The organism is Gordonia metallireducens, from assembly GCF_021245825.1.
Taxonomy (GTDB): domain Bacteria; phylum Actinomycetota; class Actinomycetes; order Mycobacteriales; family Mycobacteriaceae; genus Gordonia; species Gordonia namibiensis.
This window is the reverse complement of record NZ_JAJQJP010000031.1, coordinates 103,666-118,722: the sequence shown is the minus strand read 5'-3', so window position 1 is coordinate 118,722 and position 15,057 is coordinate 103,666. Positions and strand designations below refer to the sequence as shown.

15 protein-coding genes are annotated in these 15,057 nt (G+C 68.2%); 4 read left to right on the top strand and 11 right to left on the bottom strand.

The window, feature by feature from the left end; all coding sequences use genetic code 11:
- The first annotated feature begins 172 nt into the window (after nt 1-172).
- Genes cofD through LQD00_RS13095 form a run of 3 tightly spaced genes read left to right on the top strand, consistent with a single transcriptional unit; the run spans nt 173 to nt 3,125 of the window.
- Nucleotides 173-1,207, top strand: a complete 1,035-nt coding sequence (cofD, locus tag LQD00_RS13105; RefSeq protein ID WP_119032837.1) for a 2-phospho-L-lactate transferase — start codon at nt 173-175, stop codon at nt 1,205-1,207.
- Nucleotides 1,204-2,553 carry a coenzyme F420-0:L-glutamate ligase gene (locus LQD00_RS13100; protein ID WP_232717634.1) on the top strand — a complete coding sequence of 450 codons (1,350 nt, stop codon included), beginning with the start codon at nt 1,204-1,206 and terminating at the stop codon, nt 2,551-2,553. The genes cofD and LQD00_RS13100 overlap by 4 nt, the downstream gene beginning before the upstream one ends.
- A complete protein-coding gene (locus LQD00_RS13095; RefSeq protein ID WP_232717633.1) occupies nt 2,550-3,125 on the top strand; it encodes an NUDIX hydrolase in 576 nt (191 codons plus the stop codon). The genes LQD00_RS13100 and LQD00_RS13095 overlap by 4 nt, the downstream gene beginning before the upstream one ends.
- Nucleotides 3,126-3,742: 617 nt before the next feature.
- Here LQD00_RS13095 and glgC read toward each other — a convergent pair.
- On the bottom strand, nt 3,743-4,957 hold the full coding sequence (gene glgC / locus LQD00_RS13090; protein ID WP_232717632.1) for a glucose-1-phosphate adenylyltransferase: 1,215 nt from the start codon (nt 4,955-4,957) through the stop codon (nt 3,743-3,745).
- Nucleotides 4,958-5,070: 113 nt separating this feature from the next.
- On the opposite strand from glgC, the gene glgA reads away from it, so the two are divergent.
- Entirely contained in the window at nt 5,071-6,237 is a 1,167-nt protein-coding gene (gene glgA / locus LQD00_RS13085) for a glycogen synthase (protein ID WP_232717631.1), read from the top strand.
- Between the two features lie 23 nt (nt 6,238-6,260).
- On the opposite strand, the gene LQD00_RS13080 is transcribed toward glgA, so the two are convergent.
- From LQD00_RS13080 to LQD00_RS13035, 10 genes are all read right to left on the bottom strand, one after another.
- Nucleotides 6,261-7,163 carry a putative RNA methyltransferase gene (locus LQD00_RS13080; RefSeq protein ID WP_232717630.1) on the bottom strand — a complete coding sequence of 301 codons (903 nt, stop codon included), beginning with the start codon at nt 7,161-7,163 and terminating at the stop codon, nt 6,261-6,263.
- A gap of 41 nt (nt 7,164-7,204) precedes the next feature.
- Nucleotides 7,205-7,372, bottom strand: coding sequence for a DUF3117 domain-containing protein (locus LQD00_RS13075; RefSeq protein ID WP_004019232.1), 168 nt, complete (start codon nt 7,370-7,372; stop codon nt 7,205-7,207).
- Between the two features lie 102 nt (nt 7,373-7,474).
- Complete coding sequence (locus LQD00_RS13070) at nt 7,475-7,921, bottom strand: DivIVA domain-containing protein (protein ID WP_232717629.1); 447 nt, start codon at nt 7,919-7,921, stop codon at nt 7,475-7,477.
- A gap of 158 nt (nt 7,922-8,079) precedes the next feature.
- Entirely contained in the window at nt 8,080-9,093 is a 1,014-nt protein-coding gene (locus tag LQD00_RS13065; RefSeq protein ID WP_232717628.1) for a glucosyl-3-phosphoglycerate synthase, read from the bottom strand.
- Nucleotides 9,090-9,971, bottom strand: a complete 882-nt coding sequence (gene folP, locus LQD00_RS13060; protein WP_232717627.1) for a dihydropteroate synthase — start codon at nt 9,969-9,971, stop codon at nt 9,090-9,092. The genes LQD00_RS13065 and folP overlap by 4 nt, the downstream gene beginning before the upstream one ends.
- Nucleotides 9,968-11,797 (bottom strand): long-chain-acyl-CoA synthetase, encoded by a 1,830-nt coding sequence (locus LQD00_RS13055; RefSeq protein ID WP_232717626.1) that lies wholly within the window; start codon nt 11,795-11,797, stop codon nt 9,968-9,970. The genes folP and LQD00_RS13055 overlap by 4 nt, the downstream gene beginning before the upstream one ends.
- A 57-nt stretch (nt 11,798-11,854) precedes the next feature.
- Entirely contained in the window at nt 11,855-12,412 is a 558-nt protein-coding gene (locus tag LQD00_RS13050) for an LOG family protein (RefSeq protein WP_232717625.1), read from the bottom strand.
- Nucleotides 12,409-13,233 carry an LOG family protein gene (locus tag LQD00_RS13045; protein WP_232717624.1) on the bottom strand — a complete coding sequence of 275 codons (825 nt, stop codon included), beginning with the start codon at nt 13,231-13,233 and terminating at the stop codon, nt 12,409-12,411. The genes LQD00_RS13050 and LQD00_RS13045 overlap by 4 nt, the downstream gene beginning before the upstream one ends.
- 73 nt (nt 13,234-13,306) lie before the next feature.
- Nucleotides 13,307-14,404, bottom strand: coding sequence for a succinyl-diaminopimelate desuccinylase (dapE, locus tag LQD00_RS13040; RefSeq protein WP_232717623.1), 1,098 nt, complete (start codon nt 14,402-14,404; stop codon nt 13,307-13,309).
- 19 nt (nt 14,405-14,423) lie between these two features.
- Complete coding sequence (locus tag LQD00_RS13035; RefSeq protein WP_232717651.1) at nt 14,424-14,942, bottom strand: DM13 domain-containing protein; 519 nt, start codon at nt 14,940-14,942, stop codon at nt 14,424-14,426.
- Nucleotides 14,943-15,057 lie beyond the last annotated feature (115 nt).

Here is a 15,057-nt window from a genome sequence, read left to right as displayed (position 1 = left end):
TTCCCTTTACCATCGCGTGCCGTCAAATCTGTGACTCGACACGACGACGGCCCGAAGGCGAAGTGAAGATCACACTCCCGAGCCCTCCTCCCCGCCCGCCGGACGGGCGCGACAGCGGCGTACGGGCCCTCGCGGCCGACCACTAGAGTGGCGGTGTGAAGGAGTACCTGCTGTGAAGGTGACCGTACTCGTCGGCGGCGTGGGGGGCGCGCGTTTCCTCCTCGGACTGCGCGAGCTGCTCGGCACCACCCCGTTCCCGCCGCATCCCGACGACCCCACGCTCGGCGTCGGCGAACATCAGATCACCGCGATCGTGAACGTCGGCGACGACGCGTGGATGCACGGTGTGCGCATCTGCCCCGACCTCGACACGTGCATGTACACCCTCGGCGGCGGCATCGACCCCGACCGCGGGTGGGGCCGGCGCGGTGAAACCTGGCATGCGAAAGAAGAACTCGCCGCCTACGGCGCCGACCCGGACTGGTTCGGCCTCGGCGACCGAGATCTCGCCACCCATCTGATCCGTACCCAGATGCTCGACGCCGGGTACAGGTTGTCCGATGTGACCGCTGCCCTGTCCCGCCGGTGGAATCCGGGCGTGCGTCTGCTGCCGGTGACCGACGACCGACACGAGACGCATGTGGTGATCTCCAAGCCGGACGGCGACGAGGGCGAGCGCGTGGCCATCCACTTCCAGGAATGGTGGGTTCGCCACCGCGCCCAGGTCCCGACCTTCGGCTTCGCACAGGTGGGCTCGGACGACACCACCCCCGCACCGGGGGTCCTCGACGCGATCAGCGACGCCGACGTCATCCTGCTCGCACCGTCGAACCCCGTGGTGAGCATCGGCGCGATCGTCAGCGTTCCCGGGATGCGCAGCGCCCTGCGCACCACCAAGGCCCCGGTGGTCGGCGTCTCGCCGATCATCGACAACCGGCCGCTGCGCGGCATGGCCGACGAGTGCCTGTCGGTGATCGGCGTCGAGTCGTCCGCCGAGGCGGTCGCCGCCCACTACGGCGCCCGAAGCGGCAACGGCATCCTCGACGGCTGGCTGATCGCCGAGGGCGACCGCGCACAGGTCGACGGCATCGCCGTCGGCTCCGCACCGTTGTTGATGACCGACCCGCAGGCCACCGCGCAGATGATCCGCGCCGCCTGCGCACTCGTCGACGTGGCCATGCCGGAACAGAACGTGGGCACCGAGTGAGCGAGCTCGCCGATCACCGCGCCCCGAACGGCCTGGAGATCCGACCGGTCACCGGCCTCCCCGAGTTCACTGCCGAATCCGACGTCGCCGCCGAGATCCTCGCCGCCGCACCGTGGTTGGCGTCCGGTGATGTACTGGTCGTGACCAGCAAGATCATCTCGAAGGCCGAGGGTCGCATGGTCGACGCGCCGGCCGATCCCGATGAGCGTGATGCGCTGCGTCGCAAACTCGTCGAGGCCGAGTCGGTGCGGGTCCTCGCCCGCAAGAACCGCACGCTGATCACCGAGAACCGTCTGGGCCTGGTCCAGGCCGCGGCCGGGATCGACGGCTCCAACGTGCGATCCGACCAGCTGGCGCTGCTCCCCGAGGATCCCGACGGCAGCGCGAGACGACTGCGGGCCGCCATCGCCGAGCGTGCCGGTCACGAGGTCGCCGTGATCATCACCGACACGATGGGGCGTGCCTGGCGCACCGGACAGACCGATGTCGCGATCGGATCGGCGGGCATCGCCGTCACCCACCCCTACGACGGTGGCACCGACGACTACGGGAACCCGTTGGTGGTGACCGACATCGCGGTCGCCGACGAACTGTCCGCGGCCGCCGACCTGGTCAAGGGCAAGCTCGCCGCCGTTCCGGTGGCCGTCGTGCGCGGGTTCGCGCCCGTCGACGACGGTTCGACCGCCGCCGATCTGATCCGGCCCGCCGAGGAGGACCTGTTCCGGCTGGGCACCGAGGAGGCGATCGCGCTGGGTCGTCGCGAGGCCATCCGCACCCGTCGCTCCGTACGCGCCTTCGACGACCGGCCGGTCGACCCGGAACTGATGCGCGCCGCTCTGGGCGAGGCCCTCACCGCACCCGCGCCGCATCACACCCATCCGGTGCGGTTCGTGTGGGTGCGCTCGGCTGAGCGGCGTAGTGCGCTGCTCGACGCGATGACCGCCGACTGGCGCGCCGACCTCGAATCCGATTCCAAGACACCCGAATCGATCGAGAAGCGACTCCGTCGGGGCCAGATCCTGTACGACGCACCGGAACTGGTGATCCCGTTCCTGGTGCCCGACGGCGTACACGAGTACCCCGACGAGCGCCGGAATGCGGCTGAGCACACCATGTTCACGGTAGCCGCCGGCGGTGCCGTGGCGAGCCTGTTGATCGCGTTGTCTGTCCGCGAGATCGGCAGCTGCTGGGTGGGCTCCACGATCTTCGCCGCGCCGACGGTGCGCCGTGTCCTCGAATTGGACGCGTCGTGGGAACCGCTCGGCGCAGTCGCCATCGGGCATCCCCTCGAAACCGCCCCGCTGCGCGATGCGGCGCCGACCGACGAATGGGTGATCGAACTGTGAGCGCGGAATCCCTGCACGCCTCTGCCGTCGAGGCATTGACCGCCTGGCAGGCGCCCGAGTCGGGACAGGACAGTCTCCGGCACGCCTATCTCGCGTTCCTCGCCGCCTCCCCCGACGCCTGCCTGCGGGCCTGTGCGGCAGGCCATCTCACCGGGTCGGCCATCGTCTTCGACGCCCATCGCAGCCACGTCCTGCTGACCCTGCATCCCCGCGTAGGCAAATGGATTCAGCTCGGCGGACACTGCGAACCGACCGACGAGACCCTCGCCGACGCCGCACTGCGCGAGGCCCGCGAGGAGTCCGGCATCCCGGGGCTCGACCTCGACCAGGTCGGCGCCGGCGGCGGCATCGTCCACCTGCACACCCACCCGATCACCTGCTCGCTCGGCGTGCCGACCCGGCATCTCGACGTGCGCTACCGGGTGGTCGCCGCCCCGACCGCCGACGGCGGTCTGCCGCAGTTCGAACGCAGCGAGGAATCGGTGGACCTGCAGTGGTGGCCCATCGACGCCCTCCCCCCGGACACCGACGCCGACATCCCGGAACTCATCCGCGCAGCGTTGGCGGGCTGACCTCGATACGCGGCGCCCTCGCTACGCTCGGTCGGCGCTACTCGGCCGGCGGATGAACGGTGTGTCACTACTCCGCTCGGTCGGCGCTACTCGGCCGGCTGCGGGGGCGCAGTCACCCCTTGCTGTCTGAGGCGCGAGGAGCGTCGACGCCCCTGATGTCTGAGGTGCGAGGAGCGTAAGCCGCCGGGCTGAGTGGCGACGAAGGAGCGTATCGAAGTCGACGAGCCACGAAGACCTGGTGAGATGACGTCACCGGCCCTTCGTGGCTCGCTCCGCTCGCACCTCAGGGAGCGGACGTGGGCTCCGCTCGCACCTCAGGGAACGGACATGGGCTCCGACCGCACCTCAGGGAATGGGCTCCGCTCGCACCTCAGGGAGCGGACGTGGGCTCCGAAAATCTCGTCCCCCTGAAGTACCTCCGAGGGCACATTGCCCTCGGACGCCCCTGAGCGGGACGCGTTTTCGCGCTGTTCGTACGGCAGAACGGGCGATCGTCGAGACCAGCCGGCAATAGTTTCGCCTGGCGAAAACCTATTGCTGGTCGCAGCGGGAGAGCCCTCGATACGAGGCGTACTCGCTTCGCTTGGTCGGCGCTACTCGGCCGGCAGGGGGATGCGTCAGACCCGAATCCCCTTGCCGACCGTCACGACGCCACCGGCGCTGACGGAGAAGCGTTCGCGGTCGGCGTCGGGGTCGACGCCGAGTTGCTCGCCGTCGCCGACGACGACGTTCTTGTCGAGGATCGCCTTGCGGACTACCGCCCCCTTGCCGATGCGTACGCCCGGCATGAGAACGGCGCCGTCGATGACCGCGCCGTCCTCGACGATGACGTTCGAGGACAGCACCGAATTGCGAACGGTCCCACCCGAGATGATGCAGCCCGAGCCGACGACCGAGTCCTCGGCCACGCCACCCTGGACGAACTTGGCCGGCGGGAGGTTGTGTGTCTCGCCGCGGATCGGCCAGCGACCGTTGTAGAGGTTGAAGATCGGGTGCACGGACACGAGATCCATGTGCGCCTCGTAGAAGGCGTCGAGGGTTCCGACGTCGCGCCAGTAGCCCTTGTCGCGCTCGGTGGCGCCGGGCACCTCGTTGTCCTTGAAGTCGTAGACGTAGGCGGTGTCGCGGGCGACGAACGCCGGGATGATGTCGCCGCCCATGTCGTGGTCGGAGTCGGAGTCGGCGGCGTCCTCGCGCAGTGCCTCGACGAGCGCTTCGGTGGTGAACACGTAGTTACCCATCGAGGCGAAGGTCGAGTTCGGGTCGTCCGGGGTGCCGGGCGGGTCGGCGGGCTTCTCCAGGAATCGGGTGATCTTGCCGGAGGCGTCGGAGTCGATGCACCCGAAGGCGACCGCCTCGGCGCGCGGAACGCGGATGCCGGCGACGGTGACGTCGGCACCGGAGGCGATGTGCGCCTCGACCATCTGCGACGGGTCCATGCGGTACACGTGATCGGCGCCGAAGACCACGATGTACTCGGGTTGTTCGTCGGTGATCAGGTTCATCGACTGAAAGATCGCGTCGGCACTGCCGGTGTACCAGCGAGGTCCGAGGCGCTGCTGTGCGGGAACGGGCGTGATGTATTCGCCGTGGAAACCCGACGTCCACCAGGTCTGCGAGATGTGCCGGTCCAGCGAATGCGACTTGTATTGCGTCAGCACGCAAATGCGCTCGTATCCGGCGTTGACCAGGTTCGACAGCACGAAGTCGATCAGCCGGTAGGCACCGCCGAAGGGCACCGCAGGCTTGGCCCGGTCCATCGTCAGCGGGTAAAGGCGTTTGCCTTCGCCGCCTGCGAGGACGATGCCGAGGACGTGCGGCTGTGATCTCACTCCCCCAACTTAACCGCGATCGACAGCCTCGGCCAGATGACAGCACCGACGGATTCACAGTCGTGTTCGCACAGCGATGGCGAACTGCCCGCGATGCCACTAGCGTCGTCATCATGAGGGTGGCGATGATGACACGGGAGTATCCACCCGAGGTGTACGGCGGTGCCGGCGTACACGTGACCGAATTGGTCCGTCACCTACGCGATCTCGCGACCGTCGACGTGCACTGCATGGGTGCCGAACGCGACACCGCAGCGGTTTACTCACCCGATCCTGGCCTGGCCGGTGCGAATGCGGCGATCACGACACTCTCCGCCGACCTGCGCATGGCAGTCGGGGCCGAAGGCGCCGACGTCGTGCACTCCCACACCTGGTACACCGGCCTCGCCGGACACGTCGCCGCGCAACTGTACGGGGTACCGCACATCCTCACGGCGCATTCGCTCGAACCGTCACGCCCGTGGAAGGCCGAGCAACTCGGCGGTGGCTACCGGGTGTCGAGCTGGGTCGAACGCAACGCGGTCGAATACGCCGATGCGGTGATCGCGGTCAGCTCGGGCATGCGCAACGACGTCTGCAACACCTATCCACGGCTCGACCCCGAGCGGGTCCACGTGGTGCGCAACGGCATCGACACCACCCAGTGGTATCCCGTCGACGACCCCTTCGGACCGGAGTCGACGCTGACCGCGCTCGGCGTCGATCCCCAGCGTCCGATCGTCGCCTTCGTCGGACGCATCACCCGTCAGAAGGGCGTCGCACATCTCGTCGCGGCCGCCCACGACTTCCACCCCGACGTCCAGCTGGTGCTCTGCGCCGGTGCGCCCGACACCCCGGAGATCGGCGCGGAGATCGAGGCGGCGGTCGGCAAGCTGTCCGCGTCCCGACCCGGTGTGCACTGGGTCCGGGAGATGCTGCCGCTCCCCCGTATCCGCGAGATCCTCACCGCGGCATCGGTCTTCGTGTGCCCCTCGGTGTACGAACCGTTGGGCATCGTGAACCTGGAGGCCATGGCGTGCGGAACCGCGGTCGTGGCCTCGGAGGTCGGCGGGATCCCCGAGGTGGTGCGCGATCACGTCACCGGTCGTCTGGTGCCCTATGACCCCGTCGATCCGCAGACCTTCGAACACGATCTGGCTCTGACGGTGAATGCCGTCGTGGCCGATCCGGTGATGGCGACGGCAATGGGGGCGGCCGGTCGCGAGCGCGCCGAGGCCGAGTTCTCCTGGGCGACGATCGCCGAACAGACGCTCGGGGTGTACCGCTCCGTCCTGCGCTGACGCACCACCTGCGCAGCAGGTGGTCAGTTCCCGGCGACCGGCCGGCAGGTCGTGACGACGACCGACAGCGTCACCTCGACCCTGCCGTCGCCGACGAATTCCGCGGCACGTGAGCGGATGTCGGCGTCCTCGGCGTGGAAGGCCGACGGGCCCATCGCGACGAGGTCACCGACGGTCTGTGCGTCGAGTTGGAGAACGGAACGGACCGGCGACGAGTCGACGACCTCGAAACCGTCGGCGAAAGTGGCCTGCAGCCGTTCGGATTTGCCGGAGTCGACGCTCAGCATCTGCATCGGCTCGATGATCTCGGCGAGATGGTCTGCGGCCGGGCTGACGACCACGAGGCCTCCGCCGGGCTGCAGTATCCGCGCGAACTCTGCGGCATTGCGCGGCGCGAACACCGAGAGCGCAACGGTGGCAGCGTCATCGGCGATCGGTAGGCCGCGCCAGATGTCGGCGACGACCGCCGCGTGGCTCGGAGTGCCGCGCGAGATCGCCCGCGCACAGAACTTGGAGAGGTCGATACCGATGCCGCGTGCCTCGATCGAGGGCGATGCGTCGGCGAGGGCACTCACCGCGGCGCGAAGGTAGTGGCCCCCACCGGCTCCCGCGTCCAGGACGACGGGTTTGTCGACACCGGCACCGAATTCGCGTGTCCGTTCGGCCACCGCGTCCAGAACCGGGATGAAGAAGCCGGCTTCGTGGACACGTGCGCGGGCCGCGACCATGGCCGCGGTGTCGGCACGCAGCGAGCCCGAACGTCCGTCGAGCAGTGAGACATAACCCTGTTTGGCGATGTCGAAGGAATGACCGTCACCGCAGCGGAGTGATCCTCCACGCGGCGACGGCCTGGACCCGGCTGCTGCCGGGGAAGTCTCGTCGTGCCCGGTCCCGGGCGGCGCGGTCTCGAAAGGCCCGGCACACACCGGGCATCGAAGCAGCTCGACGACGTCGGCGAGATCTCCGTTCAGCCGGTGACCCCGCGGAGTTCCTCACCCAGTGCGGCGGCTTCGTCGGCGGTCAACTCGACGACGAGGCGACCTCCGCCCTCGATCGGAATCCGGACAACGATTCCACGCCCTTCCTTGGCCGCTTCGAGGGGGCCGTCCCCAGTACGTGGCTTCATTGCCGCCATTCTCAAGCTCCCTTCACAGTGTCCCTGCTTTGAACATGATACGTGTCGTCGTCTCAATCGAATGCGAGTGCGCGACACAAGCACTGTTCCGACGTGTTCCGATCACCTGTCGAAGGTGATTGACGGACCTGCTTCGCGCGTGGCGGGTTTGGGGTCCGGATCGTCGTAAACCGCCTGATCCCGGGCGTTCTCGGGGTTGTCGGCATCCCCTGCGGCAGCGTCGGGAACGCCTGTCGTGGCGGGGGTCACATGTGTCCCGGACTCGCGCTCACGGAGGCGCGCGATGACCGTTCGGAGGTCGTCGACCTCGCGCGCGAGACGCGCCAGCGCCCAGTCGACCTCGGACTGCTTGTAGCCCCGGAACGTCTGCATGAAGCGCAGCGCCCGGACGTCGTCGCCGCTGATCCCGACCGTCGGCAGACGGGTGAGTGTGGTGTCGGGTTCGACCGGGGGCAGTTCCTCCCCGCGCCCGAAGACGAACCAGACGATGGCGAACACTGCCCCGGCGACGAGCGCCATGATCAGCAGGTACAGCAGCAGGGTCTGCATACGTCCCATCCTGACAGACCGGCGTCGGGCGGCCGCCGCGGCACCTGGCCGCCCCGTCGGGCGATTCGACCGCACACGACACCGGCGACACTGCGCCACGCCAAGGGCGTGTCACGGTGTCGCCGGAGTCGAGAAGTGGTCGGTTGCTCACGCAGCCGTTATGAGGCCATCACCTTGGCGTCGACGGAGCGAAGGCTGTTCATCGGCGGACGGTCCTCGAGGTAGACCTCGGTGGTGTGCGGGGTGAACGAGCCGTCGGACTCGGCGGTGAACTGGGTGAGTCCGACACCGGAGTCCTCGATGCCGCATCGCCGCATGAGCGTGCCGACGATCTGCCGGCTCATGACGCCGAGTTCGATGAGCGGACGGTTGCGGTGGGTGCGCACGCCGAGATTGACCTGGCCGATACCGGCGAGACCGTACCGGTCGTAGGTGTCGATGAGGAGACCGATCTCCACGCCGTAGCCGGGCGCGAACGGCACCGACGACAGCATCTCGCGGGTGCCGGCGTACTCACCGCCGAGCGGCTGCAGGACCGCGGTGAGGTCGGGCTTCTGAGAGGCCAGCAACGGGCGGGCGACGAGTTCGGTGACGCGACCGCCGCCGTTGGCGTCCTGGGTGCCGCCGGTCCGCAGCGGGCGGCGGTAGTAGCCCTTCACCAGATGGATCTCCGGGTTCACCAGGAGCGGGCCGAGCATCTTCGGCACGAACATCGGGTCGGGGTCGATGAGGTCGGAGTCGACGAAGGCGATGATGTCGCCGGTGGTCGCGGCGATCGAACGCCACAGCACCTCACCCTTGCCCTTGACGGGTTCGAGTTCGGGTACCGCCTCTTCGCGGCTGATGACCTGCGCGCCGGCGGCGAGTGCACGCTCGGCGGTGGCATCGGTGGAGCCCGAGTCCAGGACGATCAGTTCGTCGACGAGCGTGCCGTACAGCGGCATGATCGAGGCGATCACGTCGGCGACGGTCTCCTCCTCGTTCAGCGCTGGGAGCACCACCGAGACGGTGCGGCCGTCCTTGGCGGCGACGAGTTCGTCGATGGTCCAATCCGGCTGTTCCCAGGTGTGCGTCGCCGACCACTGCCGCTTGGTACCGAGCGCCTCGGCCGGCGTCGGCCACACGGCGGCCTTGTCGCGACTGATGGGGTTACGTCGCTTCTGCTTGGTCATGCAAGTCCCCTGACTGTTCGGGCGGGCGGTCTCGTTCCCGCAATGGCAGCGACCATGTCGACCACACGACGGGTGGCGGCGACCTCGTGTACGCGAAAGATCCGGGCGCCTTGGGCGGCGGCCAGAGCGGTCGCGGCGAGAGTTCCCTCCAACCGTTGCTCCAGGTCTGTACCCAGAGTCTCCCCCACAAAATCTTTGTTGCTGAGCGCCATCAGCACCGGCCAGCCTGTATTAACAAGATCTTTCACACGGCGTAACAGAGCGAGCCCGTGGTGAGTGTTCTTGCCGAAATCGTGCGTCGGGTCGATAACGATCGCGTCTCGATGTACGCCTGCTGCCAGGGCCCGTTCCGCTGCCCGGGTCACCTCGGCGAGCACATCGGCCACCACCGCGTCGACCGAATCGCCGTAGGAGACCCGGTGCGGGCGGGTCCGGACGACGGCGCCGCCGGTGTGCGAACACACGATCCCCGCGCCGCGTTCGGCCGCCACTGCGACCACCTCGGGGTCGAATCCGGCCCATGTGTCGTTGATGAGATCGGCGCCCGCCGCGCACGCCTGGTCGGCGACCTCGCTGCGCCAGGTGTCGACGCTGATCAGCACATCCGGGTGGCGGTCGCGGATCCACGAGATCATCGGCACCACGCGAGCCGCCTCCGTGGTCGCGTCGACCTCTTCGCCGGGCCCTGCCTTCACCCCGCCGACATCGATGATGTCGGCACCTTCGGCGACCACCTGGTCGACGCGACGCTGTGCGGCGGTGTCGTCGAAGCTGGCGCCACGGTCGTAGAAGGAATCAGGAGTGCGGTTGACGATCGCCATGACCAGCGCGCGGTCGGTAGCCACCGGACGACCACACAGGGTCGGCGAAACGGTCATCCCTTGGGGACCTTGGCTGCCGCCACGTCGTCGGGGTAATCCTCGTAGAACTCCACGTAGCCCTTCTCCTTGCCGACCAGAACGTAGACCGAATCGGCCTCGACGTCGGCATAACCTTCCTTACGGAGTTCGACTTTACGGTTCTTGAACGTCGAGGTCTGCTCGAAGTCGTCCACGATCCGCACGAACAGCGGCACCGCGTAGGACGGCAGCGCCTTGTTGAGGTGTTCGGCGAGCCGCTTCGGCTCGAGGTCGGCACCGTCGCGCAGCTTGATCGCCACCATCCCGGCGCGGCCGTCGGTGCCGGGCACCTCGACGCCGTAGGCCACCGACTGGGCCACCGCGTCGTAGGAATCGACCGCACCCTCGACCTCGGTGGTGGCCACGTTCTCGCCCTTCCAGCGGAAGGTGTCGCCGAGACGGTCGACGAAGGAGATGTGCGCGAAGCCCTGATCGCGGACGAGGTCACCCGAGTTGAAGTACGCGTCGCCCTTCTTGAAGGCATCGCGGACGATCTTCTTCTCGGTCTCCTCCTCGTCGGTGTAGCCGTCGACCGGCACCCGATTGGAGATCTGCGCGAGCAACAGACCCGTGCCGCCCTTGCCGACCTCGGTCAGCCGGCCCTCGGAGTTGCGCTTCGGGTTGCCCTCCTCGTCGTACTCGACGATCTTGTACGGCAGCGGGCAGAAGCCAGCCGTCTTGTCGACGGTGAAGGCGTTGACGAAGGCGAGGTTGAGCTCGCTGGCGCCGTAGAACTCGACGACGCGGTCCACGCCGAACCGCTCGCGGAATTCGTCCCAGATGTCGGGGCGCATCCCGTTACCCACGACGGTGTGGACCGAATGCTGCCGGTCGGTGGGCTTCTCCGGCTGCGCCAGCAGGTAGCGGCACAGTTCGCCGATGTAGCAGAAGGCCGTGGCGCGGTTGAGGATCACGTCGTCCCAGAACTTCGACGCCGAGAACGACTTGCCGATCGCGAAACATGCGCCCGACGCCAGCACCGACGACAGCGAGACCGACAGTGCGTTGTTGTGGTAGAGCGGCAGCGGCACGTACATGGTGTCGCTGTGGCGCAGGCGGACCGCGAGACCGCCGATTCCGGAATAGCTGGCCAGCCACCGGTTGTGGCTCATCACGCTGGCCTTGGGCATGCCGGTGGTACCCGAGGTGAAGATGTAGAAGGCCTTCGTCGAGGCCGGCAGCTGCGCGGTGATCTCCGGATCGGTGTCCGGCTTGTCCTCGGCGGCGGCGTCGAACTCGGCGAAGTCATAGACGTGCTGGGGCAACGCCGATTCCGGGATCGACTCGAAGGCCTCGGCACAGTCCGGATCGTGGACGAGGACCTCGGCCCCGAGCAGCTTCACCGAGTGCTCGAGGACGTCCCCGCGCTGGTTGTAGTTCAGCATCCCGGCGATCGCGCCGAGCTTCACCGTCGCCAGCATCAGCAGCAGATCGGTGGTGTTGTTCTTGGAGAGCAGGGCGACGACGTCACCCTTGCCGACGCCGGCCTCGGAAAGGACTGCGGCATAACGGTTCACACGGCGATTGGCCTCACCGTAGGTGGTCGTGCGGCCCTCGAACCGGACAAACGGACGGTCCGGATGAGCGTGTGCCAGCTTCTGGAAGACCGAGCCGATCGTCTTCTTCGCCTCCGGCGGGCGGCGGATGAGTCCAGGCGCGTGCTTGATCATCCCGGTCGCGTGTGGCGCCATCTTCACCACGCCGCGCAAAAGATCCCCCACTCCGACCGTCTTCACCGTGTCCTGGTTCGAACCGTTCGTCGTCGAGTCCGACTGGACGTCCTTGGGCTGGGTCTCTGGGGACATGTGGCCTCCGCTCTCCGCTGGGCGTCGTTGAGTGCCCCGCGCACTCACCGCGCTACCTTACCGGCCGGTAGGAAGTTCCCACCGCTGTGTCGCCAACTCGATCGCCTCGTCGACGGAGGCCGTGACCAGCAGTCGATCCAACGATCGCTGGGAGACGAATCCGCTCGTCGACAACTCTCGCAGCCAGCCGAGGAGCGGCGCGTAGAAATCGAACGGATCGAGCATGACCACCGGCTTCTCGTGCATGCCCAGGTACCCGCCCGTCCAGGTCTCGAACAACTCCTCCAGGGTTCCGATACCCCCGGGGAGCGTGATGAAACCGTCGGCGCGCTCGTCCATGAGGCGCTTGCGTTCACGCATGGTCTCGGTGATGACCAGTTCGTCGGACCCGAGGTCGGCGACCTCGCGCTCGATCAGCGACTTCGGGATGATGCCGATGGTGTGGCCGCCCGCCGCGCGCGCCGACGTGACCAGCGCACCCATCATCGAGACGTTGCCACCGCCGGAGACGACGGTGTGGCCCGCGCCTGCGAGCGCCGCCCCCACCTCGGTGGCGAGATCGAGGAAGCGTTGTTCGACGGGACCGGACGCACAGTAGACACAGACGGCACTCACCGGGCAATCGTGCCATCGACTCCAGGCGGGTTCACGCCGGGCTGCGTCGGGGCGGCCGCCTCGATCGCTGCGACGACGTCGTCGGGGTCGTCGACGACGGTCAGCAGGTCGAGGTCATCGGGCGAGATCATGCCGCGCGCGGCGAGCACGTCGCGCATCCAGTCGAGAAGTCCGCCCCAGAAGTCGCTGCCCACCAGCACGATCGGGAATCGCACCACCTTCTTGGTCTGCACCAGGGTGAGCGCCTCGAACAGCTCGTCGAGCGTGCCCATACCGCCGGGCAGGCAGACGAAGGCCTGCGCGTACTTCACGAACATCGTCTTGCGGACGAAGAAGTAGCGGAAGTTCATGCCGAGGTCGACCCACGGGTTGAGGCCCTGCTCGAAGGGCAGCTCGATGTTCAGGCCGATCGACTGGGCGCCGGCCTCGTGCGCGCCCTGGTTCGCCGCCTGCATCGCGCCGGGTCCGCCGCCGGTGATGACCGCATAGCCGGCCTCACCGAGCGCTCGACCCACCCTCACCCCGAGGGCATATTCCGGCGAGTCCGGCTTCAGACGCGCGGACCCGAACACGGTCACCGCCTCGGCGACGCCGCTCATGGCGTCGAACCCGGCGACGAACTCCGACTGGATGCGCAGCACGCGCCACGAGTCGCGCATGGTGCGTTCGGCACGGCTCTCCGGGTCACGCGGGTCGACCCACTCGAGCAGACGCCGGTCGGTCGTCTTGCCCCGCTGTTCCGGCCGGATTCGGACCGGCCCGACGTAGTAGACGTCGTCTGCGGCGGGATCGTGCGCAGGAGGTTCCGGATTCGTCGACATGCAGGTCACGCTAGCAGCGTGTGACGCCCCTCCCCGACCGCGCTGAACCGACTCAGGACAGGGTCGGACCGACTCAGGACAGGTAGGCGCGCAGCAGTTCGGTGACCGTGCGGATCTGCTCGACCGGGACCCGCTCGTCGCGGCGATGCGCGAGATTGGGGTCGCCGGGGCCGAGGTTCACCGCCGGGATGCCGAGGGCCGAGAACCGCGAGACGTCGGTCCACCCGTATTTCGCGCGGAAGCGTCCCTGCGCGGCCTCGACGAGAGCGGCTGCCGCCGGATGTGCCAGGCCGGGCAGCGCGCCGGCCGCGGCGTCGGTGACCTCGAGGGTGACCGTGCCGTCGGCGAGGTCGGCCGCGAAGACCTCGCGGACATGATCGAGGGCCTGCTCGACGGACCGGTCCGGGGCGAATCGAAAGTTCACGTCGACGTGCGCGGCGTCGGGGATGACGTTGCCCGCGACACCTCCGGCGAGCCCGACCGCCGAGAGTCCCTCGCGGTACTCGCACCCGTCGATGTCGACGCGGCGCGCCTCGTAGGCGGCCAGGGTGGTCAGCACTCCCCCGAGCTTGTGGATCGCGTTGTCGCCCATCCACGAGCGGGCCGAGTGCGATCGCGTTCCCGACGTCGCGAGCCTAACCCGCAGCGTCCCTTGACAACCCGCCTCGATGAGACCGGCGGTGGGTTCGCCGAGGATCGCGACGTCACCGGCGAGCCACTCCGGCAGTTCCCGCTCGATGTCGTTGAGGCCGTTGAACTCGGCGGCGATCTCCTCGCAGTCGTAGAAGATCAGCGTCAGGTCGTGGGCCGGATCCTCGAGTGTCGCGGCAAGATGCAGGAACACCGCGTCGCCCGATTTCATGTCGACGGCGCCGCAGCCGTGCAGGACGTCGCCCTCCTCGGGATGCGTCTCGCGTCGCGAGGGCAGGTTGCCGGCGACGGGCACGGTGTCGAGGTGTCCTGCCAGGATGACGCGCTGCTCCTTCCCCCGGTTGGTACGGGCGAGCACCCGATTGCCGTGCCGGAGGATCTCGAAGCCCGTCGTCTGCTCCCGCAGTGCAGCTTCCACCGCGTCGGCGATGGCCGACTCGTTGCGCGACTCGCTCTCGATGTCGACGAGGGCGGCGGTCAGTTCGACGGGATCGGCGGCGAGGTCAAGTGCGGTGCTCACGCGATCAACCGTAGCGGGGTCAGTCGGTGGGCGGTGCGATCAGTTCCGCTGCGCCGAACGAGACGCTGAACTTCACGCACCACAGGAACACCGCGGGATAGGCGGCGAGGTCGACGTCGGCGGGGATCTCGTAGACCTGGTTGCCCTTGTTGCCTTTGATCATCCCGAGGTCGACGTGGGGCGGACCGGCGGCGGTGCGCCAGCCGCTGAAGCCCTCGACCACCTCGGCCTGCGACAGCCACACGTGGACGTCGGGCCCGGTGGTGGTGTCGAGGTTCTCGATCGCGAGAACCCTTGACCCATCCGGCTTCTCGATGATCGTCACGGTCCCCGAGGTCGGATGTTCGTGACTGATCATCCGCCCCTCGGACAGCACGGCGGGCGCGGCCGGCGGTCGACCGTCCCGGGACGTCGACGGCGTCACCGCGACCGGGATCTCGTCGTCGACCTCGGTGTCGACGAAGATCAGCCACGGCTGGAAGATCACCGCGGCGACCGCGACAGCGACCACGACCAGCAGGCCCACGCCGCCGAGCACCCAGGGCAGGCGCCGCCGACGCCGCGGGGCGGAGGTCGAAGGTCGGTCGTGGCCGGTCATGGCTGCGACGATACGAGTGCCGAACACGCTCCCACCAGGACTTTGCGCCGTTCGG